The following is a 24,046-nucleotide window of genomic DNA, read 5'->3' as shown; positions in this document are numbered from 1 at the left end:
TTGACCCAGTCGACCTGCATCCGCCCCGGTTCGCCGTCGCCGCGCGGGAACCAGTCAAGCTGCAAACAGAGGTGCATCGGGCGGGCGGCAAGATCGAAGTGTCGGTGGTCTTCCACCATTCGCGGCCGTCGACGAACGCGGTCACACCGTCGGGTGTCCACTCGACCGCGTAGTTGTGCCACTGCGTGGCGTCGATGGTCAGTTCGCCGTGGACCTGGGAGTTGTCCGCGCCGTAGTGCAGGAACAGTTCGATCTTGTCGCGGGCCGGGTCCATGATCTCCGCGAAGTCGATCTCCCCGCCGACCGGGAAGTTCTCCTCGGTCGGCCACAACAGGGCGAGGGCGTTGTAGGAGGGGGACCCGGTCGGGGCGCGCATCCGCACTTCCCAGCGGCCGTATTTCTGGGAGTGCGCGGTCCAGGCCAGGCCGGCGGTCGTGCCGTCCCCGGTCCCGTCGATCGTCAGAATGCCGTCAGCGACGGTCGCCGCGGCCGGGGAGCGGGTGCCGTTCCCGGCATGCCCGGGGCCGTCGTAGGCGTTCCACCCGGGCCCCAGCTGTGTGCCGGTGAAGTCGTCGACAACGTCCGGGGCACCCCAGCCGAACACCTCACCTGCGGTGTCGCCCTGGCCGGGCACGCCCGGCAGCGCAGAAGAACCGCCCTGCGCGTCCTGTCCGGTCTGTCCGGTCTGTGCTGGATGATCGGTGGATCCGCTTTCATGATCATCCGGGTGGTTCCCGGCCTGGTAGCAGGTGGCGGGGATGAAGCCGGGCTGGTCGGCGCCGACGCTGGTCAACGCCGACCGCCACGCCCGCGCCCGCTCGGAACGATCGCCGTCGAGTTCGGCCAGGACGTGCACCGCGGTGATACGCCAGCCGCATTCGACTCGTGCGTCCGCCGGGACAGGCGCGGCCGGAGCGAACGCGACCGCCAGCGACGTCACCGCTCCCACCACGGCGGTGACCAGCCCGGAACCGATCACCGCATACCGGCCTGACGGTCGGCGTGGTCGGTGCGGAAACCGTGCGAGGCCAGACCGTGGGTGCGGCTCTGGAAACCGTCGGCGACCACAGCGGCGAGTTCGAGGACCGCATCCCGCGTCGCGGGGGCCAGGGCGTCGAGATCGATGATGTCCCCGGTCGCCAGGTGCGGGTCGGCGGGCAGTTCGACCACCGCCCGCACCCTGGAGGCGAAGTAGTCGCGGATGACGGTGTCATCGACATAGCGGGACTGTCGATCACACGACAGGACGACGACGGCGTCACGGACCAGGTCCCGATACCGAAACCGGCCCGACGAGTCCTGGTGGGTGGCCAGCCACTGCAACGTCCGCGCCGCCCGCGACGCCCCGTCCTTCGTCGGCGCACCCACCACGACCAGGGAGTCGGCGTGGCGCAGCGTGCCCTGCATCGCCGAATGCACCAGGCCGGTGCCGCAGTCTGTGAGCAGCAGCTCGTGATAGATCGAGAGCAGCCGCAGGACACGCTCGTAGTCGCGCTCGGAGAACATCTCCGACAGCTCCGGGGCCTGCTCCGAGGTGAGCACGCGTAAGCGGCCGGCGAGGTGGGTGTAACCCGACAGCTGCGTAGAAGTACGGACCTGGTCCAGGTCGCGTAGCAGGTCACGCACCGTCCGCCGCCCCGCCTGGGCCTCTCCGACCAGGCGGTCACCCAAGGTCCCCGCGTCGGGATTGGCGTCGATCGCGATGACTCGGTCCCCGCGGTACTCGGCCATCGCCAGCCCGAGCACACCGGTACACGTCGTCTTCCCGACACCACCTTTGATGCTGCCGACCGCGACGGAGAACGGCCCGGACAGCGGTGTCGTGACCCGCCGCACCTGGTCCTTCAACCGCAGCTCGGCCTCGGACAGGCCCGGATTCCACCGACCAGCCGTGAGCGCGTAGACCGCAGCCCGCCAACCATGCGTCGGCGCCGCGAGCTTCGGACGCACCACATCAGCGAACGCACCACCATCGGAAAACCCGGGTGCTCCAGGTGCGGAGCCATCGCCGGACTCGGCGGTGTCGGTGCTCCAGAACGCCGCCGGCGGTGCCGCTGGTTCCGGCGGCTCGACAGCAGATCGAACAGTCTGCGGGTCCGCGGCGGGAGCCACCGGCGGTTCCGGGGACCCGCCCGTGCCCTCGGGAGCCGACACCGGCGGCTCGGCCGCGGGCGGCGTACCGGGAACCGCCCACGCCGCAGCATCCCCGGTCAGCCACGCCGGCGTCCCACCCGACTCCGCCGCCTCCGACGACGACACATGATTACCCGACATCAACGACCACCGCCTGTTTCGTTACCGGTGGGCCCGGTGAGCAGACCGGGATCGACGACCAGACGGCCGTCCTCCGCGGCGCGGGTGACCGGCACAGTCATCCGCACCCACCGCGGCTCGACCGCGGTCCACACCGCGGCCGACTCCGGCGGGGCGCACGAGCGGCCGATCGTCCCCGCCGGCTCCACCAGACCGCTGTGCTCAGCGGCGGACACAGCCGAGTCATCGGCCTCGGGCGCTGTTCCAGCACGGACGTACGGCGTGGCGCGGACGACGACCTCGACGAACACCACCGTGTCCGACCGCCGATACAACCGCCCCGGCAACGGGGAATCCGCACGCTGACGGCCCGCACCGGACCAGCCCCACGTACACGCCTGCACATCGGCCAGGACCTCGCGCAGGACCTCAGCGCGGCGCCACGGCACGTCCTCGTCGAACGACTGGAAATCGCAGGCGAAGCGGGCAGCGAACGCCGACGCCTCCACATCCGACACCGGCTCCACCGAACGCACCGCACGGGCGAACGACGGCTCCGCCGGGACACGGTCGAGAGGCCGCCGCCGCGGCGCCGCCGCTGGGAACGCTTCGTCGAACCTGACCTGCGGCGACGCTAACTCAACATGATCACCAGGATCGGGCGCAGCAGAGCAGTAGTGCCCGCCGGGCCCTCCACGCTGCGCTGCTGGACGGTCCGGTCGTGGGCGCCGCGAGGTAATGACGTGCACGGATGCGGTCCCAAGATCATCCCGAGGTTCTGCACTGTCGGACGCCGTGTCCCGGGAACCGAGTCCTGGCGCTACCAGCCACGGAGAGACGCACTCGGCGGGACCAGGACTGCTGCGTCGTGACATCAGACCGGCCGATCGCAGCCGGAGACAGACGGGAAGCCGAGTGCCGCACCGTCCATGCTTACACCGATCATCGCGCCTCCCTCGCATCTGAGCGCCCAAACTATAGACTGGGCGCTGCGGGTCCGCAATACTGCTAGATATATGGCAATGTACCTGGGGAAATCGCAAAGGCGACGGGCCGGCGTGGCCGCCTCGGTGGCGACGGGGACCGCATGCCCTGCTAGGGTCAGCAAACTATAGTTCGGATAGGTGGAGGCGGATGACGCGAAGAACGACGCCGGGCGAAGTGGCCTACCCCTGCCGCAGTGCGCCTACGTGGAGTACGCGTGACGACACGATCAGTTGATGGAACCTTACTCGAAAGACTCAGCTTTCTGTCATCAACCGTGCTGAAGCTGGATCACGAGTCGCGCGGCCTGCGGAGCGACTCGGCGTGGCCGAGACCTGATGCGCGCCGGGTGCTGAGACAGGTGGCTTCGGACGGGAGGGTCGCGCTGTCCGCGGAGGAAGTCGTCCAGGTCGCTGTGGGGATCGGAATCCCCACGGGGTCCCTGACGGCCGATCCAGGGTCCTGGCTCCCGGTCGAAAGCTGCTTCCGGCGACTCGTAGCGCTACGAGAGCAGGACGAAAAATGGCGAGTCCCCATCTTGGGGGCTGACGAAGAAAAGTTCCCCGCATCTTCTTCGGGACCGGAGACCTACGACATGGATATAACATTTTGGGGCACTCCTCGGTGTTGTAGAGGTCTATGGGCCCGCCGAGGGCAGGATCAGATCGCACCTCGCCGACGCAGAGGTCTCCGGAGAAACCCCGCCGCCGTGACAGAGCCGTCAGTTGATGTGGAAGTTCTTGAGCGCTGCGCGAGCGTAATTTCCGATCTTAACGAATCCATCGGCCACTTTGACGGGTCGATCCGCGACTACCTGGAACGATTAGAAACCCACAGGGGGCGGCCCATAAAGATGCGAACCTTTTTATTTAGGGAACTCGGAGGAGGTGAGTGTGGAATATACATCCCGAGGCGAACCTATGACGAGATAGGATTCCCATTGGACGCTCCGCATGCTACGCATATCATCCTGCATGAAGTCGGACACATGGTGCTCGACCATGCCGCGGCGCGGAGGCCGGAAGATTCCCCTCTATTTCGAAGCATGGCCAGCATTACTCCTGAGGCGCTGACAGTTTATCTCGGGAGGAGCGTCTACGAGGACTGCGCGGAACGTGAAGCGGAGGCGTTCGCTACCTGCTTGTCCGCTGCAGCCGCCTCGCCCGAGCCGAAATCGGAGACAGAAGGTGCAGTGAGTGACACTGTAGCTCTTCGCATGAGAACGACTTTCGGCGGGTGAGGAGTGCAGCCGAAGAGCTGTCGACTGGAGTAGCTTTACTGCATTGCAAGCTTGACGAAGGAGACCTGTTGGGCACATCAGAAGGCCAGGAATCCCAGCTGAACCACAATCCTAGCGATTCATTTGCTGACCGCTTGAACTATCTGTTCGACCATCTTTATCCCGCTGGGCGAGGACCTTATTCAAATTCTGAAGTCGCAGCCGGAGTGCGACAAGCCGGATATAAAGCGACCAGTCAGTACGTGCGGGTACTCCGCCGCGGGCAACGCAAAAACCCCACCCTGGACTTCATAGGCGGTTTAGCTGAATTCTTTAGAATTCCAGCTGGGTACTTCTTCGACGGACCCGAAGCGGAAGACATTAAAAAGCAGATAGAAATCCTCGTAGCGGCACGAAGCGCGGACGTGAAGGAGATTTTCTTTCGGAGCACACAGATCGGGGAGCAGGATCGGGAGGTTGTCCTGCGCATCTTGCGAAGCTTCTCGGGAAACACAGATTGCGACTCGCAGGAAGGGGGTGGGTAGCGGCACTCAGGTGCTCCGCATCGAGCATTACAACCCATATATCCAACGCAGAAAGAGTTTAGCGGCGAGATGTCTCCTGCCGAAGTTGCCAACACTACGGTGTACTATCTGTTTCCCGTGGTCTGTTTCTGTGTCGCTACTATACGATGGCGACTTCACCGACGGAAGGTGGGTAGAACTACACCGCCAGAAGTACGGGCAATGTTGTTGTACATGGCGAGCTTGGGGCTCGCAGTGGCCGTCATGGCCCCACCCAGCAGGGACATTATAGATATTGTTTACCCCAACATTTCCCAGCTTCTGGGAAATGTTCTGGTTCTTGCGGCAGGGTTGAGCGTTACCGCTGTAGTGGCGTTTAGTCAGTTGGACTTGCTTTCAGCGCGGCGGCTCATTCTGCGCCGTGCCGCGGTCCTGTCGGTTGCTTCCGCTGGAATGGCAGCATGTTTCGCGGCAACGCATATCAGTGAGGCCGTTTTCCTGGTCCCCCGGCTACATCCATCGGTGATCGCTTATTACACGATATACAGTGTTGGGTTCGGGTGGGCGATAATCGGTCTTACTGTTCTTTTGTCCAAGCAGCTCCGCTTGGAGCCGGAAGCATGGCGTCGCGTCAGTCTGCATCTTCATCGCACCGTATGCGCTGTAGTACTGCTCTATCTGGCCGGGCGTTTGTGGAGCGTCGGCGCCTACTCTGTTGGGCTCCTCCCGAGGTGGGGGACAATCCATAAGGACTCGCTGGAACTCGTCATCAGCACGGTACTTCCGCTAGTCGCACTAGTCCTCGGCACTCTCGGTTGGCTCTCGCGGTTTTGGGCGCCCCAATTCGTCAAACTTATCGTCCGCAAACAAATTGACTATCGGCATCAGCGCCTCTACCGCCGACTCAGGCCACTCTGGGAGCTCATCGCCCAAGGTAACCTGAAGGACCTATACTTCGCCGAGCGTCACCAATCGTCTGTCAGCCCCACAACACGTTTGTGCGGGCGAGTCTTTGAAATCTGCGACATTGAACTCCGCGCTTCCCGTCATGTGACCGAAGCTGAGAAGGACGTCGCGGTGACCCGTGAAATCGTCGCCGGGCGCGGCCACCTAGGCGTGTCCGCTCTCAGCGACGCCTACGTGTTCGCGAGGGGAGTGGCCGCCGAGCAAGAACCAGGCAAGGAGAAGGAGAAGGAGAAGGAGAAGGAGACTCCCGAGGTTGATGCCATTCCGGAGATGGACATCGAAGCTCAGGCGCGACGGCTGTTGCGAGCCTATCATGCTCTTCGTGCGGCACCTGATTTATATCGAATGCTCACTTCACCTCCGACGGACTCGGACTTGAGCCCCACAGAAAATCAGACAACCAGCTAGGGTAGCGTTTTGCGCACTATGGCATCTCCTGATCGAGTATCCGGCCACACTCAAACGGTCATCGACCGGGCAGCCCGCGTGCTAACCGAGATTTTAGCCCCATCCGTGGTAGTCGCACTGCTGCCGCTGGCGCTCGCTTGGGTTGTTACGCGGGCGCTGCTCCCGACGCTAGGATGGGGACTGCTCATCGCGCTCACGAGTAGCATTCTGCCGATGGCGGTAATCGTCTGGGGGGCCCGCACCGGCCGATGGGACGGCCACCATGTCCGTAACCGACGAGGGCGGCTGATCCCCCTGCTCGCCACTATCGGATTCAGTGCCATCGGCCTGGGGCTACTTATCGTTCTCCGTGCGCCATGGCCGCTCATCGCCCTCGATCTCACATTGCTCGCCACACTGTTCGTCACCAGCGCGATCACTCTTGCATGGAAAGTATCGATCCACGCTGCTGTCTGCATGAGTGCGGTGGCGATCATGGCCTCATCAGGCGGTCCGGAATGGTGGGCGGCGGCGCTGTTAGTGGGTGCGGTTGCCTGGTCGCGCGTGCATCTTCATGACCACGCCACAGCGCAGGTAATCGTCGGTGCACTGATAGGGCTACTTGCCGGTGGAATGTTTACACTGTTAACTCTATAGAAACTCCAAGAAGAGATAGTGGCGTGCGATGTGCGGTCACCTTGGATAGGAAGAGATGAAATATGTCATCTGATCACAGGCAGGGCAACCGTGATTAACGCCGGAGCAGAAAGCGCCGCGCGGGCCCCGGACCTTCCGGATATCCCGTTGTTCGGTGGTGTCACGGTCGGGCAGGTGTTCGTGGCGGTCGCGGCGGTCGTGGTGCCCGCCACCGTGGTCGGGCATGTGCTGGTGTTGTGGGCGTGGGCCCGCGGCTGGGAACCGCACCGGCTGCGCAACCTCGCCCTGGTCATCGTGGCCGCTGCGGCGCTGGCCGGGCCGATCGTCGGCATGCTGCCCTGGTGGGGCCTGGAGCTGACGGCCTCGGCGGTGCGTCAGGCATGGGACGGCCACTACCTGCCCGCCGGGATCGACTCCGCCGCCGCGACCGCCCCTCTGGTGGCGATCACGTCCTGGGTGTGGTGGCACCTTTACACCAAGCGGATGCGGTCCGGTGTCGCCCAGGCCGCCGGGGAACGCCACGTCCGCCGCCAGCTACACATCCGCGCCGGTGCGGCGGCCCGCCGCGCCCGCCGCGAGCGCACCCCGCTGGCCAGCCACGGCCGTGACGGCACACCGTCGGTCGTCCTCGGCCCACGTTATGACACCGTCCGCGCCCAGCCGGACCTACTCACCGACACCCTGCGTCGACGCGCCGCGCCGTGGTTACAGGTCCCGATGCCCGCGATCGCCCTCCACACTGTCTGCCTGGCCGAGACCGGCGCCGGGAAGACCACGATGCTGGTGCGCTGCTCAGCCTGCTGGGCCGAAATCACCTGGACCGCCTACAACCAGCAACAGCACGGCGCTGCGGGATCACGGCCGTTGGTGATCTTCCTCGCGGCGAAAGGCGGCCCCGACGCCGACACCGACGCCCACGACTGGGCCGACGCGATGGAAGACCTCGGCCTGCACCCGGACCGGATCGGCGTGTTCCCGTTCGAGACGCGGCTGAACATGTGGCGCATGCCCGCCACCCAGCTGCGCGCCGCCCTGCACAAGCTCGCGAAAACCGATCACCGCTTCTACGACGTCCTGCAACGCGGCCTACTCCACCTGATCATCGACGCACCCACCGAGAAACCGCCCGCGTCGTCGGCGGAGTTCCTGCAACGCCTCGCCCCGGCCTGGCTCACGGCGGCGTGGGCGGGACATCCGGTCGAGGAACGCGCCATCGCCGCCCTGACCAAGACCACCGGCGCCGGAGCGGGCGCCTCATCGCTCGACAGCGACCTGTTGCTGTTCGCCGATTTGTTCCGCAGCATCGGCGGCGACTTCGACGCCGGACAACCCTTGTCGGACTTCGACGCCCTCTACGTCTCCGTCCCCGGCGCCACCGACCAGGTCGTCGCCGCCACCAAGACCGCCGTCCTCATCGAACTGCTCACCTACGAACTCGGTGTCGCTCACGACGGGCAACGCCGGCAGGTGTTGTTCGTCATCGACGAGTTCTCCGCGGTCTCCGGTGACACCGCCGGCGACGTCATCAACCTCGTCGAACGGCTGCGTTCCCTGGGCGGCTCGGTCATCGTGTCCGCCCAATCCTATGAAGGCCTCGCCGACACCGAAGACCAACGCCGCCGCCTGCTGGGCGCGATGGGCGGCGGCGCCCTACTCGGCCGCACCAGCAACGCCGAACAACTCGCCGAACGGTTCGGGACGCGGCTGGTCGACGAAGTCGGCTACCAACTCGACGGTGGCCGCACAACCGGTGTCGGCACCGTGCGCCGCCAGCACACCTACCTGCTCGACCCGAACCGGCTCCGACAACTCCCCCGCCACCACCTCGCCTACGCCACACCCGACCAGGTCGTCTACGGCGTCGTCGCCCCCCTCGCCGCCTCGCCCGCGATCGTCGGCTCGCCACGGCGCACCGCACCCACCAACGGCCCGGCACTGTCCCGGCGCCGACTCACCGCCGCCCAGGCCGCCGCGATCAACCGGCGGCTCCGCCGACCCGGCACCACGACCGGTAACGGCGCCCGGGCCACCGGCGGCGGAGATGGCCAGGCCCCGGACTGGACCGGGGACGACTGGACACACGACACCAGCAACGAGGACCCACGATGAGCCCGAGCCCGAGTGTCCATCCTGAACAGGCGCGGGCCGCCGCCGCGGCGCTGCTCGGTGTCCCCGCCGGCGCCTCACCTGAGCTGCTACGGACCGCGTGGCGGGCCGCCGCCCGCCATCACCACCCAGACCGGGGCGGCGACCCGGAACGGTTCATCGCCCTGACCAGCGCCTACGAACTACTCACCACACCACCAGCGCCACCGCGAGCAACTCCACACACGACGACACCGGCGGGGCCGGCGGGGCCGCGCGCGTCGGCGCCGGCCATCGGTGGGCTTCTGTTCCTACGGGCTTTCGGGCTGCTCGCTGCCGTCGGTGTCCTCACCGCTGGTGTCGCCCTGGTCGCCGCGCCGGTCGTGGCCGCGATGGTCGCGTTGCTGGGCGCGGTAGCGGCTGCCCACCATGTCTACCTGGCCGCCGCCCACGCTGAATCCCGCTCGCCGGTAAGCGGTCCCTGACTGTGGGGCGGGCGCCGTCCAGACCGCGCTTTGCTCCGACCGCGAAACAGGAACTCCGGCGCCCGCCACCAGCGACGATAGCCTCAACCGGTCGTCGTGTGTGTCCGACGAGGTCACCGGATGCCCGACGACGGACCGGCGCCGGTCGTGATCCGCTCCCCGCCCGGGGAACCCGCGGGCGCCGTAGCCGTAGCGGGGTGGAGCCGGGCGCGGCCCTGCCCGGTCGGGCTTCACCAGCCGGGACGGGCTGTCTTGCACACTCACCACGCCACGACCGAGGTCGAGCGCGGTCTGCGACCGCCACGCCCCGAACGCTTGATGAAGGTCGGCGGGGACGTCGATGCTGAGCCGGACGGTCGTGGGACGCCCGAAACCGGCACCGATCTGACGTACCTGGCCTGGTAGCTGCTGCTGGTTCATCCGGTCTGTTCGTGGTCGGGGCAGGTCGGGTCGGTGCATTCTCGCCAGCCGAGGAACTCCCCCGGGGCCAACCACGCCGGGGCCGCGGTGGCGGCATAGAGGCCTTCGACCTGGGCGATGCTCATGTCCAGGTCATAGCAGACCGTCGGATCGGCGGCGAGCCGCCCGAACGCGGTCTTCGCGATCCGGGCGGCGAAACCGATCGCGGTCTGCGGGGACCGAGCGATCACGACCGTCGCCAGGCCGACACCGAGACCGGTGACGAGGTCGGCTTTCGTCCCGACCAGCTTCCCGTTGTGCTCGCGTTGCTGGCGGCGCATCGCGGTCCGTAACGGCGCCGCGATCGCTGTCGCGACCTGCGGCGACACCTCAAGGAGTTGCATCACGCAATGAAAACTCTTCGCCACCAGCGCACCCCCCATAGGTCCAGGTCCAGGATAGTCCGATTCATGCCGCGCTAGTCGATCTTGCGGGTGCTGGTCTGGAGGCCGTCGGCGCCGACGACCCTGCTGGCGAGACGTTCGACCTCGGCGGCGGTGAACCGGTCAGGCAACGCGACCGGGAGAAGCCGGAAACCGTCACGGATCGTGTTCAGCGCGGTCGCCAGCCCGGCGACATGGTTACGGGCGACGACGTCGATCTCCACGCTGAGCAGGTCACGGTCATGGCCGTGACGAGCCGGATTCAGAATGACCGCAGCAACCGCACGGGACAGCACACCACGCCACAACAGCCCGATGAAGTGCTCACCCAGGACCTCCGCCGCCCCGGGAAGGTCCTCCCCGGCAGATCGAAATCCTGACGACAGACGACCAACACCCTGCTCACGCCCACCGGCCTCATCGTCCTTACCGCGCCGACCGCCGCGGCCCCGGCTCCCAACACGGAACCTCGGTGATGTCCCGGATCGCCCACTTCAGCTGCGGCGCCAACGCCTCCGGGGACCGCGCCCGCGCCCGCCGCGCCCGGTCCCGCTCCACAAACTCCCCCGCAACATCCTGAACCTGCCCCAACACATTCGGCGCGCACCAATACATCACACCGACACACTCCAACTCCCGAGCACGGTCCACCACCGCCGACAACAAACCCGCCACCATATCCGCCTCCCCATTCTTCGGCGGCGACTCAAGATAGCGTGACCGCGTTTTCCGCGACAACTCCACCTCCACCAAAGCGCGGCGCCCATCCGGGAAAACCTCAACCCCATCCGGCATATGCGGCACCGGCACACCCCGCGGACGCCACCCCGTTAAATGCTGCAACGTCCGCTCCGACACCCACCGCCCCACATCCAAACCCACCCGATGAAACCGCACCGCCGCCACCGCACGAACATGCCCCGACACCGTCTGCCGCGGCCGCCACCCCGGCACATCCCACCCCAACAACTCCCGCACCAACGTCCGCGACGGCCACACCCACATCGCCCCCGCATCCACCTTCCCCGTACACACCCACCCCGCACGCTTCCAACGCCCCACCACCGCATGCGCCGCCTGCGCCGACACCCCCAACACACTCGACAACAAATCCAGAGGCAACCCATACTGATGCGCAGCAATCTCCAACAAACCCGTATCCCGCGCCGTCAACACCACCGAACCCGCATCCCGACGCCGCGCACGCACCCGCTCACCGACTTCACCCAACACCACAACCGCCCTTTCCTGCTACCCATCCGAAATATTCCGCCAACAACATCGCACACCACCGAGGCGTCAGCGAGGTGAACAACCCCACCCGCCGCAAAAGATCACCACCCAACCCGACCACCCCGATAAACCGAGGATTTGACTACGCCGATGCGCAGCGAGACGAACAACCCACCTACGAACAGATACACCCAACCCAACCCAACCACCACCATCCCCACAGTCTGTTGACTTTGACCTTGACCTTGCTTTTTTAAAGGCATTGAACTTCGTACTAGAACACTGGGGTCACTCCGTGACCCGGTCGGGCTGGGGGGCCGGGGCCCGACACCACCCCCGGCCGTCAGCGAAGCAGGCTGGGGGTGGTGTCGGGCTGGGGGGCCGGGCCCGACACCACCCCCAGCCTGCTTCGCTGACGGCCGGGGGTGGTGTCGGGCCCCGGCCCCCCAGCCCGACCGGGTCACGGAGTGACCCCAGTGTTCTAGTACGAAGTTCAATGCCTTTAAAAAAGCAAGGTCAAGGTCAAAGTCAACAGACTGTGGGGATGGTGGTGGTTGGGTTGGGTTGGGTGTATCTGTTCGTAGGTGGGTTGTTCGTCTCGCTGCGCATCGGCGTAGTCAAATCCTCGGTTTATCGGGGTGGTCGGGTTGGGTGGTGATCTTTTGCGGCGGGTGGGGTTGTTCACCTCGCTGACGCCTCGGTGGTGTGCGATGTTGTTGGCGGAATATTTCGGATGGGTAGCAGGAAAGGGCGGTTGTGGTGTTGGGTGAAGTCGGTGAGCGGGTGCGTGCGCGGCGTCGGGATGCGGGTTCGGTGGTGTTGACGGCGCGGGATACGGGTTTGTTGGAGATTGCTGCGCATCAGTATGGGTTGCCTCTGGATTTGTTGTCGAGTGTGTTGGGGGTGTCGGCGCAGGCGGCGCATGCGGTGGTGGGGCGTTGGAAGCGTGCGGGGTGGGTGTGTACGGGGAAGGTGGATGCGGGGGCGATGTGGGTGTGGCCGTCGCGGACGTTGGTGCGGGAGTTGTTGGGGTGGGATGTGCCGGGGTGGCGGCCGCGGCAGACGGTGTCGGGGCATGTTCGTGCGGTGGCGGCGGTGCGGTTTCATCGGGTGGGTTTGGATGTGGGGCGGTGGGTGTCGGAGCGGACGTTGCAGCATTTAACGGGGTGGCGTCCGCGGGGTGTGCCGGTGCCGCATATGCCGGATGGGGTTGAGGTTTTCCCGGATGGGCGCCGCGCTTTGGTGGAGGTGGAGTTGTCGCGGAAAACGCGGTCACGCTATCTTGAGTCGCCGCCGAAGAATGGGGAGGCGGATATGGTGGCGGGTTTGTTGTCGGCGGTGGTGGACCGTGCTCGGGAGTTGGAGTGTGTCGGTGTGATGTATTGGTGCGCGCCGAATGTGTTGGGGCAGGTTCAGGATGTTGCGGGGGAGTTTGTGGAGCGGGACCGGGCGCGGCGGGCGCGGGCGCGGTCCCCGGAGGCGTTGGCGCCGCAGCTGAAGTGGGCGATCCGGGACATCACCGAGGTTCCGTGTTGGGAGCCGGGGCCGCGGCGGTCGGCGCGGTAAGGACGATGAGGCCGGTGGGCGTGAGCAGGGTGTTGGTCGTCTGTCGTCAGGATTTCGATCTGCCGGGGAAGGACCTTCCCGGGGCGGCGGAGGTCCTGGGTGAGCACTTCATCGGGCTGTTGTGGCGTGGTGTGCTGTCCCGTGCGGTTGCTGCGGTCATTCTGAATCCGGCTCGTCACGGCCATGACCGTGACCTGCTCAGCGTGGAGATCGACGTCGTCGCCCGTAACCATGTCGCCGGGCTGGCGACCGCGCTGAACACGATCCGTGACGGTTTCCGGCTTCTCCCGGTCGCGTTGCCTGACCGGTTCACCGCCGCCGAGGTCGAACGTCTCGCCAGCAGGGTCGTCGGCGCCGACGGCCTCCAGACCAGCACCCGCAAGATCGACTAGCGCGGCATGAATCGGACTATCCTGGACCTGGACCTATGGGGGGTGCGCTGGTGGCGAAGAGTTTTCATTGCGTGATGCAACTCCTTGAGGTGTCGCCGCAGGTCGCGACAGCGATCGCGGCGCCGTTACGGACCGCGATGCGCCGCCAGCAACGCGAGCACAACGGGAAGCTGGTCGGGACGAAAGCCGACCTCGTCACCGGTCTCGGTGTCGGCCTGGCGACGGTCGTGATCGCTCGGTCCCCGCAGACCGCGATCGGTTTCGCCGCCCGGATCGCGAAGACCGCGTTCGGGCGGCTCGCCGCCGATCCGACGGTCTGCTATGACCTGGACATGAGCATCGCCCAGGTCGAAGGCCTCTATGCCGCCACCGCGGCCCCGGCGTGGTTGGCCCCGGGGGAGTTCCTCGGCTGGCGAGAATGCACCGACCCGACCTGCCCCGACCACGAACAGACCGGATGAACCAGCAGCAGCTACCAGGCCAGGTACGTCAGATCGGTGCCGGTTTCGGGCGTCCCACGACCGTCCGGCTCAGCATCGACGTCCCCGCCGACCTTCATCAAGCGTTCGGGGCGTGGCGGTCGCAGACCGCGCTCGACCTCGGTCGTGGCGTGGTGAGTGTGCAAGACAGCCCGTCCCGGCTGGTGAAGCCCGACCGGGCAGGGCCGCGCCCGGCTCCACCCCGCTACGGCTACGGCGCCCGCGGGTTCCCCGGGCGGGGAGCGGATCACGACCGGCGCCGGTCCGTCGTCGGGCATCCGGTGACCTCGTCGGACACACACGACGACCGGTTGAGGCTATCGTCGCTGGTGGCGGGCGCCGGAGTTCCTGTTTCGCGGTCGGAGCAAAGCGCGGTCTGGACGGCGCCCGCCCCACAGTCAGGGACCGCTTACCGGCGAGCGGGATTCAGCGTGGGCGGCGGCCAGGTAGACATGGTGGGCAGCCGCTACCGCGCCCAGCAACGCGACCATCGCGGCCACGACCGGCGCGGCGACCAGGGCGACACCAGCGGTGAGGACACCGACGGCAGCGAGCAGCCCGAAAGCCCGTAGGAACAGAAGCCCACCGATGGCCGGCGCCGACGCGCGCGGCCCCGCCGGCCCCGCCGGTGTCGTCGTGTGTGGAGTTGCTCGCGGTGGCGCTGGTGGTGTGGTGAGTAGTTCGTAGGCGCTGGTCAGGGCGATGAACCGTTCCGGGTCGCCGCCCCGGTCTGGGTGGTGATGGCGGGCGGCGGCCCGCCACGCGGTCCGTAGCAGCTCAGGTGAGGCGCCGGCGGGGACACCGAGCAGCGCCGCGGCGGCGGCCCGCGCCTGTTCAGGATGGACACTCGGGCTCGGGCTCATCGTGGGTCCTCGTTGCTGGTGTCGTGTGTCCAGTCGTCCCCGGTCCAGTCCGGGGCCTGGCCATCTCCGCCGCCGGTGGCCCGGGCGCCGTTACCGGTCGTGGTGCCGGGTCGGCGGAGCCGCCGGTTGATCGCGGCGGCCTGGGCGGCGGTGAGTCGGCGCCGGGACAGTGCCGGGCCGTTGGTGGGTGCGGTGCGCCGTGGCGAGCCGACGATCGCGGGCGAGGCGGCGAGGGGGGCGACGACGCCGTAGACGACCTGGTCGGGTGTGGCGTAGGCGAGGTGGTGGCGGGGGGAGTTGTCGGAGCCGGTTCGGGTCGAGCAGGTAGGTGTGCTGGCGGCGCACGGTGCCGACACCGGTTGTGCGGCCACCGTCGAGTTGGTAGCCGACTTCGTCGACCAGCCGCGTCCCGAACCGTTCGGCGAGTTGTTCGGCGTTGCTGGTGCGGCCGAGTAGGGCGCCGCCGCCCATCGCGCCCAGCAGGCGGCGGCGTTGGTCTTCGGTGTCGGCGAGGCCTTCATAGGATTGGGCGGACACGATGACCGAGCCGCCCAGGGAACGCAGCCGTTCGACGAGGTTGATGACGTCGCCGGCGGTGTCACCGGAGACCGCGGAGAACTCGTCGATGACGAACAACACCTGCCGGCGTTGCCCGTCGTGAGCGACACCGAGTTCGTAGGTGAGCAGTTCGATGATGAGGACGGCGGTCTTGGTGGCGGCGACGACCTGGTCGGTGGCGCCGGGGACGGAGACGTAGAGGGCGTCGAAGTCCGACAAGGGTTGTCCGGCGTCGAAGTCGCCGCCGATGCTGCGGAACAAATCGGCGAACAGCAACAGGTCGCTGTCGAGCGATGAGGCGCCCGCTCCGGCGCCGGTGGTCTTGGTCAGGGCGGCGATGGCGCGTTCCTCGACCGGATGTCCCGCCCACGCCGCCGTGAGCCAGGCCGGGGCGAGGCGTTGCAGGAACTCCGCCGACGACGCGGGCGGTTTCTCGGTGGGTGCGTCGATGATCAGGTGGAGTAGGCCGCGTTGCAGGACGTCGTAGAAGCGGTGATCGGTTTTCGCGAGCTTGTGCAGGGCGGCGCGCAGCTGGGTGGCGGGCATGCGCCACATGTTCAGCCGCGTCTCGAACGGGAACACGCCGATCCGGTCCGGGTGCAGGCCGAGGTCTTCCATCGCGTCGGCCCAGTCGTGGGCGTCGGTGTCGGCGTCGGGGCCGCCTTTCGCCGCGAGGAAGATCACCAACGGCCGTGATCCCGCAGCGCCGTGCTGTTGCTGGTTGTAGGCGGTCCAGGTGATTTCGGCCCAGCAGGCTGAGCAGCGCACCAGCATCGTGGTCTTCCCGGCGCCGGTCTCGGCCAGGCAGACAGTGTGGAGGGCGATCGCGGGCATCGGGACCTGTAACCACGGCGCGGCGCGTCGACGCAGGGTGTCGGTGAGTAGGTCCGGCTGGGCGCGGACGGTGTCATAACGTGGGCCGAGGACGACCGACGGTGTGCCGTCACGGCCGTGGCTGGCCAGCGGGGTGCGCTCGCGGCGGGCGCGGCGGCGGCCGCCGCACCGGCGCGGATGTGTAGCTGGCGGCGGACGTGGCGTTCCCCGGCGGCCTGGGCGACACCGGACCGCATCCGCTTGGTGTAAAGGTGCCACCACACCCAGGACGTGATCGCCACCAGAGGGGCGGTCGCGGCGGCGGAGTCGATCCCGGCGGGCAGGTAGTGGCCGTCCCATGCCTGACGCACCGCCGAGGCCGTCAGCTCCAGGCCCCACCAGGGCAGCATGCCGACGATCGGCCCGGCCAGCGCCGCAGCGGCCACGATGACCAGGGCGAGGTTGCGCAGCCGGTGCGGTTCCCAGCCGCGGGCCCACGCCCACAACACCAGCACATGCCCGACCACGGTGGCGGGCACCACGACCGCCGCGACCGCCACGAACACCTGCCCGACCGTGACACCACCGAACAACGGGATATCCGGAAGGTCCGGGGCCCGCGCGGCGCTTTCTGCTCCGGCGTTAATCACGGTTGCCCTGCCTGTGATCAGATGACATATTTCATCTCTTCCTATCCAAGGTGACCGCACATCGCACGCCACTATCTCTTCTTGGAGTTTCTATAGAGTTAACAGTGTAAACATTCCACCGGCAAGTAGCCCTATCAGTGCACCGACGATTACCTGCGCTGTGGCGTGGTCATGAAGATGCACGCGCGACCAGGCAACCGCACCCACTAACAGCGCCGCCGCCCACCATTCCGGACCGCCTGATGAGGCCATGATCGCCACCGCACTCATGCAGACAGCAGCGTGGATCGATACTTTCCATGCAAGAGTGATCGCGCTGGTGACGAACAGTGTGGCGAGCAATGTGAGATCGAGGGCGATGAGCGGCCATGGCGCACGGAGAACGATAAGTAGCCCCAGGCCGATGGCACTGAATCCGATAGTGGCGAGCAGGGGGATCAGCCGCCCTCGTCGGTTACGGACATGGTGGCCGTCCCATCGGCCGGTGCGGGCCCCCCAGACGATTACCGCCATCGGCAGAATGCTACTCGTGAGCGCGATGAGCAGTCCCCATCCTAGCGTCGGGAGCAGCGCCCGCGTAACAACCCAAGCGAGCGCCAGCGGCAGCAGTGCGACTACCACGGATGGGGCTAAAATCTCGGTTAGCACGCGGGCTGCCCGGTCGATGACCGTTTGAGTGTGGCCGGATACTCGATCAGGAGATGCCATAGTGCGCAAAACGCTACCCTAGCTGGTTGTCTGATTTTCTGTGGGGCTCAAGTCCGAGTCCGTCGGAGGTGAAGTGAGCATTCGATATAAATCAGGTGCCGCACGAAGAGCATGATAGGCTCGCAACAGCCGTCGCGCCTGAGCTTCGATGTCCATCTCCGGAATGGCATCAACCTCGGGAGTCTCCTTCTCCTTCTCCTTCTCCTTCTCCTTGCCTGGTTCTTGCTCGGCGGCCACTCCCTCGCGAACACGTAGGCGTCGCTGAGAGCGGACACGCCTAGGTGGCCGCGCCCGGCGACGATTTCACGGGTCACCGCGACGTCCTTCTCAGCTTCGGTCACATGACGGGAAGCGCGGAGTTCAATGTCGCAGATTTCAAAGACTCGCCCGCACAAACGTGTTGTGGGGCTGACAGACGATGGTGACGCTCGGCGAAGTATAGGTCCTTCAGGTTACCTTGGGCGATGAGCTCCCAGAGTGGCCTGAGTCGGCGGTAGAGGCGCTGATGCCGATAGTCAATTTGTTTGCGGACGATAAGTTTGACGAATTGGGGCGCCCAAAACCGCGAGAGCCAACCGAGAGTGCCGAGGACTAGTGCGACTAGCGGAAGTACCGTGCTGATGACGAGTTCCAGCGAGTCCTTATGGATTGTCCCCCACCTCGGGAGGAGCCCAACAGAGTAGGCGCCGACGCTCCACAAACGCCCGGCCAGATAGAGCAGTACTACAGCGCATACGGTGCGATGAAGATGCAGACTGACGCGACGCCATGCTTCCGGCTCCAAGCGGAGCTGCTTGGACAAAAGAACAGTAAGACCGATTATCGCCCACCCGAACCCAACACTGTATATCGTGTAATAAGCGATCACCGATGGATGTAGCCGGGGGACCAGGAAAACGGCCTCACTGATATGCGTTGCCGCGAAACATGCTGCCATTCCAGCGGAAGCAACCGACAGGACCGCGGCACGGCGCAGAATGAGCCGCCGCGCTGAAAGCAAGTCCAACTGACTAAACGCCACTACAGCGGTAACGCTCAACCCTGCCGCAAGAACCAGAACATTTCCCAGAAGCTGGGAAATGTTGGGGTAAACAATATCTATAATGTCCCTGCTGGGTGGGGCCATGACGGCCACTGCGAGCCCCAAGCTCGCCATGTACAACAACATTGCCCGTACTTCTGGCGGTGTAGTTCTACCCACCTTCCGTCGGTGAAGTCGCCATCGTATAGTAGCGACACAGAAACAGACCACGGGAAACAGATAGTACACCGTAGTGTTGGCAACTTCGGCAGGAGACATCTCGCCGCTAAACTCTTTCTGCGTTGGATATATGGGTTGTAATGCTCGATGCGGAGCACCTGAGTGCCGCTACCCACCCCCTTCCTGCGAGTCGCAATCTGTGTTTCCCGAGAAGCTTCGCAAGATGCGCAGGACAACCTCCCGATCCTGCTCCCCGATCTGTGTGCTCCGAAAGAAAATCTCCTTCACGTCCGCGCTTCGTGCCGCTACGAGGATTTCTATCTGCTTTTTAATGTCTTCCGCTTCGGGTCCGTCGAAGAAGTACCCAGCTGGAATTCTAAAGAATTCAGCTAAACCGCCTATGAAGTCCAGGGTGGGGTTTTTGCGTTGCCCGCGGCGGAGTACCCGCACGTACTGACTGGTCGCTTTATATCCGGCTTGTCGCACTCCGGCTGCGACTTCAGAATTTGAATAAGGTCCTCGCCCAGCGGGATAAAGATGGTCGAACAGATAGTTCAAGCGGTCAGCAAATGAATCGCTAGGATTGTGGTTCAGCTGGGATTCCTGGCCTTCTGATGTGCCCAACAGGTCTCCTTCGTCAAGCTTGCAATGCAGTAAAGCTACTCCAGTCGACAGCTCTTCGGCTGCACTCCTCACCGCCGAAAGTCGTTCTCATGCGAAGAGCTACAGTGTCACTCACTGCACCTTCTGTCTCCGATTTCGGCTCGGGCGAGGCGGCTGCAGCGGACAAGCAGGTAGCGAACGCCTCCGCTTCACGTTCCGCGCAGTCCTCGTAGACGCTCCTCCCGAGATAAACTGTCAGCGCCTCAGGAGTAATGCTGGCCATGCTTCGAAATAGAGGGGAATCTTCCGGCCTCCGCGCCGCGGCATGGTCGAGCACCATGTGTCCGACTTCATGCAGGATGATATGCGTAGCATGCGGAGCGTCCAATGGGAATCCTATCTCGTCATAGGTTCGCCTCGGGATGTATATTCCACACTCACCTCCTCCGAGTTCCCTAAATAAAAAGGTTCGCATCTTTATGGGCCGCCCCCTGTGGGTTTCTAATCGTTCCAGGTAGTCGCGGATCGACCCGTCAAAGTGGCCGATGGATTCGTTAAGATCGGAAATTACGCTCGCGCAGCGCTCAAGAACTTCCACATCAACTGACGGCTCTGTCACGGCGGCGGGGTTTCTCCGGAGACCTCTGCGTCGGCGAGGTGCGATCTGATCCTGCCCTCGGCGGGCCCATAGACCTCTACAACACCGAGGAGTGCCCCAAAATGTTATATCCATGTCGTAGGTCTCCGGTCCCGAAGAAGATGCGGGGAACTTTTCTTCGTCAGCCCCCAAGATGGGGACTCGCCATTTTTCGTCCTGCTCTCGTAGCGCTACGAGTCGCCGGAAGCAGCTTTCGACCGGGAGCCAGGACCCTGGATCGGCCGTCAGGGACCCCGTGGGGATTCCGATCCCCACAGCGACCTGGACGACTTCCTCCGCGGACAGCGCGACCCTCCCGTCCGAAGCCACCTGTCTCAGCACCCGGCGCGCATCAGGTCTCGGCCACGCCGAGTCGCTCCGCAGGCCGCGCGACTCGTGATCCAGCTTCAGCACGGTTGATGACAGAAAGCTGAGTCTTTCGAGTAAGGTTCCATCAACTGATCGTGTCGTCACGCGTACTCCACGTAGGCGCACTGCGGCAGGGGTAGGCCACTTCGCCCGGCGATCGTTCTTCGCGTCATCCGCCTCCACCTATCCGAACTATAGTTTGCTGACCCTAGCAGGGCATGCGGTCCCCGTCGCCACCGAGGCGGCCACGCCGGCCCGTCGCCTTTGCGATTTCCCCAGGTACATTGCCATATATCTAGCAGTATTGCGGACCCGCAGCGCCCAGTCTATAGTTTGGGCGCTCAGATGCGAGGGAGGCGCGATGATCGGTGTAAGCATGGACGGTGCGGCACTCGGCTTCCCGTCTGTCTCCGGCTGCGATCGGCCGGTCTGATGTCACGACGCAGCAGTCCTGGTCCCGCCGAGTGCGTCTCTCCGTGGCTGGTAGCGCCAGGACTCGGTTCCCGGGACACGGCGTCCGACAGTGCAGAACCTCGGGATGATCTTGGGACCGCATCCGTGCACGTCATTACCTCGCGGCGCCCACGACCGGACCGTCCAGCAGCGCAGCGTGGAGGGCCCGGCGGGCACTACTGCTCTGCTGCGCCCGATCCTGGTGATCATGTTGAGTTAGCGTCGCCGCAGGTCAGGTTCGACGAAGCGTTCCCAGCGGCGGCGCCGCGGCGGCGGCCTCTCGACCGTGTCCCGGCGGAGCCGTCGTTCGCCCGTGCGGTGCGTTCGGTGGAGCCGGTGTCGGATGTGGAGGCGTCGGCGTTCGCTGCCCGCTTCGCCTGCGATTTCCAGTCGTTCGACGAGGACGTGCCGTGGCGCCGCGCTGAGGTCCTGCGCGAGGTCCTGGCCGATGTGCAGGCGTGTACGTGGGGCTGGTCCGGTGCGGGCCGTCAGCGTGCGGATTCCCCGTTGCCGGGGCGGTTGTATCGGCGGTCGGACACGGTGGTGTTCGTCGAGGTCGTCGTCCGCGCCACGCCGTACGTCCGTGCTGGAACAGCGCCCGAGGCCGATGACTCGGCTGTGTCCGCCGCTGAGCACAGCGGTCTGGTGGAGCCGGCGGGGACGATCGGCCGCTCGTGCGCCCCGCCGGAGTCGGCCGCGGTGTGGACCGCGGTCGAGCCGCGGTGGGTGCGGATGACTGTGCCGGTCACCCGCGCCGCGGAGGACGGCCGTCTGGTCGTCGATCCCGGTCTGCTCACCGGGCCCACCGGTAACGAAACAGGCGGTGGTCGTTGATGTCGGGTAATCATGTGTCGTCGTCGGAGGCGGCGGAGTCGGGTGGGACGCCGGCGTGGCTGACCGGGGATGCTGCGGCGTGGGCGGTTCCCGGTACGCCGCCCGCGGCCGAGCCGCCGGTGTCGGCTCCCGAGGGCACGGGCGGGTCCCCGGAACCGCCGGTGGCTCCCGCCGCGGACCCGCAGACTGTTCGATCTGCTGTCGAGCCGCCGGAACCAGCGGCACCGCCGGCGGCGTTCTGGAGCACCGACACCGCCGAGTCCGGCGATGGCTCCGCACCTGGAGCACCCGGGTTTTCCGATGGTGGTGCGTTCGCTGATGTGGTGCGTCCGAAGCTCGCGGCGCCGACGCATGGTTGGCGGGCTGCGGTCTACGCGCTCACGGCTGGTCGGTGGAATCCGGGCCTGTCCGAGGCCGAGCTGCGGTTGAAGGACCAGGTGCGGCGGGTCACGACACCGCTGTCCGGGCCGTTCTCCGTCGCGGTCGGCAGCATCAAAGGTGGTGTCGGGAAGACGAACGTGTACCGGTGTGCTCGGGCTGGCGATGGCCGAGTACCGCGGGGACCGAGTCATCGCGATCGACGCCAATCCCGACGCGGGGACCTTGGGTGACCGCCTGGTCGGAGAGGCCCAGGCGGGGCGGCGGACGGTGCGTGACCTGCTACGCGACCTGGACCAGGTCCGTACTTCTACGCAGCTGTCGGGTTACACCCACCTCGCCGGCCGCTTACGCGTGCTCACCTCGGAGCAGGCCCCGGAGCTGTCGGAGATGTTCTCCGAGCGCGACTACGAGCGTGTCCTGCGGCTGCTCTCGATCTATCACGAGCTGCTGCTCACAGACTGCGGCACCGGCCTGGTGCATTCGGCGATGCAGGGCACGCTGCGCCACGCCGACTCCCTGGTCGTGGTGGGTGCGCCGACGAAGGACGGGGCGTCGCGGGCGGCGCGGACGTTGCAGTGGCTGGCCACCCACCAGGACTCGTCGGGCCGGTTTCGGTATCGGGACCTGGTCCGTGACGCCGTCGTCGTCCTGTCGTGTGATCGACAGTCCCGCTATGTCGATGACACCGTCATCCGCGACTACTTCGCCTCCAGGGTGCGGGCGGTGGTCGAACTGCCCGCCGACCCGCACCTGGCGACCGGGGACATCATCGATCTCGACGCCCTGGCCCCCGCGACGCGGGATGCGGTCCTCGAACTCGCCGCTGTGGTCGCCGACGGTTTCCAGAGCCGCACCCACGGTCTGGCCTCGCACGGTTTCCGCACCGACCACGCCGACCGTCAGGCCGGTATGCGGTGATCGGTTCCGGGCTGGTCACCGCCGTGGTGGGAGCGGTGACGTCGCTGGCGGTCGCGTTCGCTCCGGCCGCGCCTGTCCCGGCGGACGCACGAGTCGAATGCGGCTGGCGTATCACCGCGGTGCACGTCCTGGCCGAACTCGACGGCGATCGTTCCGAGCGGGCGCGGGCGTGGCGGTCGGCGTTGACCAGCGTCGGCGCCGACCAGCCCGGCTTCATCCCCGCCACCTGCTACCAGGCCGGGAACCACCCGGATGATCATGAAAGCGGATCCACCGATCATCCAGCACAGACCGGACAGACCGGACAGGACGCGCAGGGCGGTTCTTCTGCGCTGCCGGGCGTGCCCGGCCAGGGCGACACCGCAGGTGAGGTGTTCGGCTGGGGTGCCCCGGACGTTGTCGACGACTTCACCGGCACACAGCTGGGGCCCGGGTGGAACGCCTACGACGGCCCCGGGCATGCCGGGAACGGCACCCGCTCCCCGGCCGCGGCGACCGTCGCTGACGGCATTCTGACGATCGACGGGACCGGGGACGGCACGACCGCCGGCCTGGCCTGGACCGCGCACTCCCAGAAATACGGCCGCTGGGAAGTGCGGATGCGCGCCCCGACCGGGTCCCCCTCCTACAACGCCCTCGCCCTGTTGTGGCCGACCGAGGAGAACTTCCCGGTCGGCGGGGAGATCGACTTCGCGGAGATCATGGACCCGGCCCGCGACAAGATCGAACTGTTCCTGCACTACGGCGCGGACAACTCCCAGGTCCACGGCGAACTGACCATCGACGCCACGCAGTGGCACAACTACGCGGTCGAGTGGACACCCGACGGTGTGACCGCGTTCGTCGACGACGGCCGCGAATGGTGGAGAGACCACCGACACTTCGATCTTGCCGCCCGGCCCGATGCACCTCTGTTTGCAGCTTGACTGGTTCCCGCGCGGCGACGCGAACCGGGGCGGATGCAGGTCGACTGGGTCAAGCAGTGG

Annotated in this window: 20 protein-coding genes; 10 read left to right on the top strand and 10 right to left on the bottom strand. The window is 66.1% G+C overall.

Annotated features, from left to right (window positions below; genetic code table 11):
- The 3 genes from KPL57_RS71540 to KPL57_RS63280 all read right to left on the bottom strand — a co-directional run.
- A partial coding sequence (locus KPL57_RS71540) for a glycoside hydrolase family 16 protein (RefSeq protein WP_226359229.1) occupies positions 1 to 979 on the bottom strand: 979 nt, incomplete at its 3' end.
- Positions 976 to 1,950 carry a MinD/ParA family protein gene (locus KPL57_RS63285; protein WP_226353153.1) on the bottom strand — a complete coding sequence of 325 codons (975 nt, stop codon included), beginning with the start codon at positions 1,948 to 1,950 and terminating at the stop codon, positions 976 to 978. The genes KPL57_RS63285 and KPL57_RS71540, both read right to left, overlap by 4 nt.
- A 323-nt stretch (positions 1,951 to 2,273) precedes the next feature.
- Entirely contained in the window at positions 2,274 to 2,780 is a 507-nt protein-coding gene (locus KPL57_RS63280; RefSeq protein ID WP_226353152.1) for a hypothetical protein, read from the bottom strand.
- A 1,831-nt stretch (positions 2,781 to 4,611) separates the two neighbouring features.
- Here KPL57_RS63280 and KPL57_RS63275 point away from each other — a divergent pair.
- The 5 genes from KPL57_RS63275 to KPL57_RS63255 all read left to right on the top strand — a co-directional run bounded on the left by KPL57_RS63275 (position 4,612) and on the right by KPL57_RS63255 (position 9,560).
- Positions 4,612 to 5,001, top strand: a complete 390-nt coding sequence (locus KPL57_RS63275) for a hypothetical protein (RefSeq protein WP_226353151.1) — start codon at positions 4,612 to 4,614, stop codon at positions 4,999 to 5,001.
- Positions 5,002 to 5,244: 243 nt separating this feature from the next.
- Positions 5,245 to 6,354 (top strand): DUF6545 domain-containing protein, encoded by a 1,110-nt coding sequence (locus KPL57_RS63270; protein ID WP_226353150.1) that lies wholly within the window; start codon positions 5,245 to 5,247, stop codon positions 6,352 to 6,354.
- Positions 6,355 to 6,567: 213 nt separating this feature from the next.
- The gene (locus KPL57_RS63265) at positions 6,568 to 6,990 is read left to right on the top strand and encodes a hypothetical protein (protein WP_308252977.1); all 423 of its coding nucleotides are present in this window, start codon (positions 6,568 to 6,570) and stop codon (positions 6,988 to 6,990) included.
- Between the two features lie 90 nt (positions 6,991 to 7,080).
- Positions 7,081 to 9,099, top strand: coding sequence for a TraM recognition domain-containing protein (locus tag KPL57_RS71535; RefSeq protein ID WP_226353148.1), 2,019 nt, complete (start codon positions 7,081 to 7,083; stop codon positions 9,097 to 9,099).
- Complete coding sequence (locus KPL57_RS63255) at positions 9,096 to 9,560, top strand: J domain-containing protein (RefSeq protein WP_226353147.1); 465 nt, start codon at positions 9,096 to 9,098, stop codon at positions 9,558 to 9,560. Before KPL57_RS71535 ends, KPL57_RS63255 begins: the two co-directional genes overlap by 4 nt.
- Positions 9,561 to 9,976: 416 nt before the next feature.
- Here the strand turns inward: KPL57_RS63255 and KPL57_RS63250 are convergent, their stop codons facing one another.
- The gene (locus KPL57_RS63250; RefSeq protein WP_226353146.1) at positions 9,977 to 10,363 is read right to left on the bottom strand and encodes a hypothetical protein; all 387 of its coding nucleotides are present in this window, start codon (positions 10,361 to 10,363) and stop codon (positions 9,977 to 9,979) included.
- Between the two features lie 74 nt (positions 10,364 to 10,437).
- On the bottom strand, positions 10,438 to 10,626 hold the full coding sequence (locus KPL57_RS63245) for a hypothetical protein (protein WP_226359228.1): 189 nt from the start codon (positions 10,624 to 10,626) through the stop codon (positions 10,438 to 10,440).
- A 2,589-nt stretch (positions 10,627 to 13,215) separates the two neighbouring features.
- Between KPL57_RS63245 and KPL57_RS63240 the strand changes: the two genes are divergently transcribed.
- Together KPL57_RS63240 and KPL57_RS63235 are read left to right on the top strand one after the other, a co-directional pair.
- Positions 13,216 to 13,593 carry a hypothetical protein gene (locus tag KPL57_RS63240; RefSeq protein WP_226353145.1) on the top strand — a complete coding sequence of 126 codons (378 nt, stop codon included), beginning with the start codon at positions 13,216 to 13,218 and terminating at the stop codon, positions 13,591 to 13,593.
- 74 nt (positions 13,594 to 13,667) lie between these two features.
- The gene (locus tag KPL57_RS63235; protein WP_226353146.1) at positions 13,668 to 14,054 is read left to right on the top strand and encodes a hypothetical protein; all 387 of its coding nucleotides are present in this window, start codon (positions 13,668 to 13,670) and stop codon (positions 14,052 to 14,054) included.
- A gap of 416 nt (positions 14,055 to 14,470) precedes the next feature.
- Here KPL57_RS63235 and KPL57_RS63230 read toward each other — a convergent pair whose 3' ends face one another.
- The 5 genes from KPL57_RS63230 to KPL57_RS63210 all read right to left on the bottom strand — a co-directional run bounded on the left by KPL57_RS63230 (position 14,471) and on the right by KPL57_RS63210 (position 19,423).
- On the bottom strand, positions 14,471 to 14,935 hold the full coding sequence (locus KPL57_RS63230; protein ID WP_226353147.1) for a J domain-containing protein: 465 nt from the start codon (positions 14,933 to 14,935) through the stop codon (positions 14,471 to 14,473).
- 90 nt (positions 14,936 to 15,025) lie between these two features.
- Complete coding sequence (locus KPL57_RS63225) at positions 15,026 to 16,039, bottom strand: TraM recognition domain-containing protein (RefSeq protein WP_226359230.1); 1,014 nt, start codon at positions 16,037 to 16,039, stop codon at positions 15,026 to 15,028.
- A 134-nt stretch (positions 16,040 to 16,173) separates the two neighbouring features.
- A complete protein-coding gene (locus tag KPL57_RS71530) occupies positions 16,174 to 16,956 on the bottom strand; it encodes a hypothetical protein (RefSeq protein WP_226359227.1) in 783 nt (260 codons plus the stop codon).
- A 90-nt stretch (positions 16,957 to 17,046) separates the two neighbouring features.
- Positions 17,047 to 17,469 carry a hypothetical protein gene (locus KPL57_RS63215; RefSeq protein WP_308252977.1) on the bottom strand — a complete coding sequence of 141 codons (423 nt, stop codon included), beginning with the start codon at positions 17,467 to 17,469 and terminating at the stop codon, positions 17,047 to 17,049.
- A 1,564-nt stretch (positions 17,470 to 19,033) separates the two neighbouring features.
- A complete protein-coding gene (locus KPL57_RS63210; RefSeq protein ID WP_226353151.1) occupies positions 19,034 to 19,423 on the bottom strand; it encodes a hypothetical protein in 390 nt (129 codons plus the stop codon).
- 1,831 nt (positions 19,424 to 21,254) lie between these two features.
- On the opposite strand from KPL57_RS63210, the gene KPL57_RS63205 reads away from it, so the two are divergent.
- From KPL57_RS63205 to KPL57_RS63195, 3 genes are all read left to right on the top strand, one after another.
- Positions 21,255 to 21,761 (top strand): hypothetical protein, encoded by a 507-nt coding sequence (locus KPL57_RS63205; RefSeq protein ID WP_226353152.1) that lies wholly within the window; start codon positions 21,255 to 21,257, stop codon positions 21,759 to 21,761.
- A 528-nt stretch (positions 21,762 to 22,289) separates the two neighbouring features.
- Positions 22,290 to 23,060 carry a MinD/ParA family protein gene (locus KPL57_RS63200; protein WP_226359226.1) on the top strand — a complete coding sequence of 257 codons (771 nt, stop codon included), beginning with the start codon at positions 22,290 to 22,292 and terminating at the stop codon, positions 23,058 to 23,060.
- Positions 23,057 to 23,986: a glycoside hydrolase family 16 protein gene (locus KPL57_RS63195; protein WP_226359225.1), complete on the top strand. Its 930-nt coding sequence runs from the start codon at positions 23,057 to 23,059 to the stop codon at positions 23,984 to 23,986. Before KPL57_RS63200 ends, KPL57_RS63195 begins: the two co-directional genes overlap by 4 nt.
- Positions 23,987 to 24,046 lie beyond the last annotated feature (60 nt).

The sequence above is a fragment of the Pseudonocardia sp. ICBG601 genome (assembly GCF_020496245.1).
Note: the sequence above shows the minus strand (reverse complement) of the source record. Positions and strands in the feature narration are given on the sequence as shown.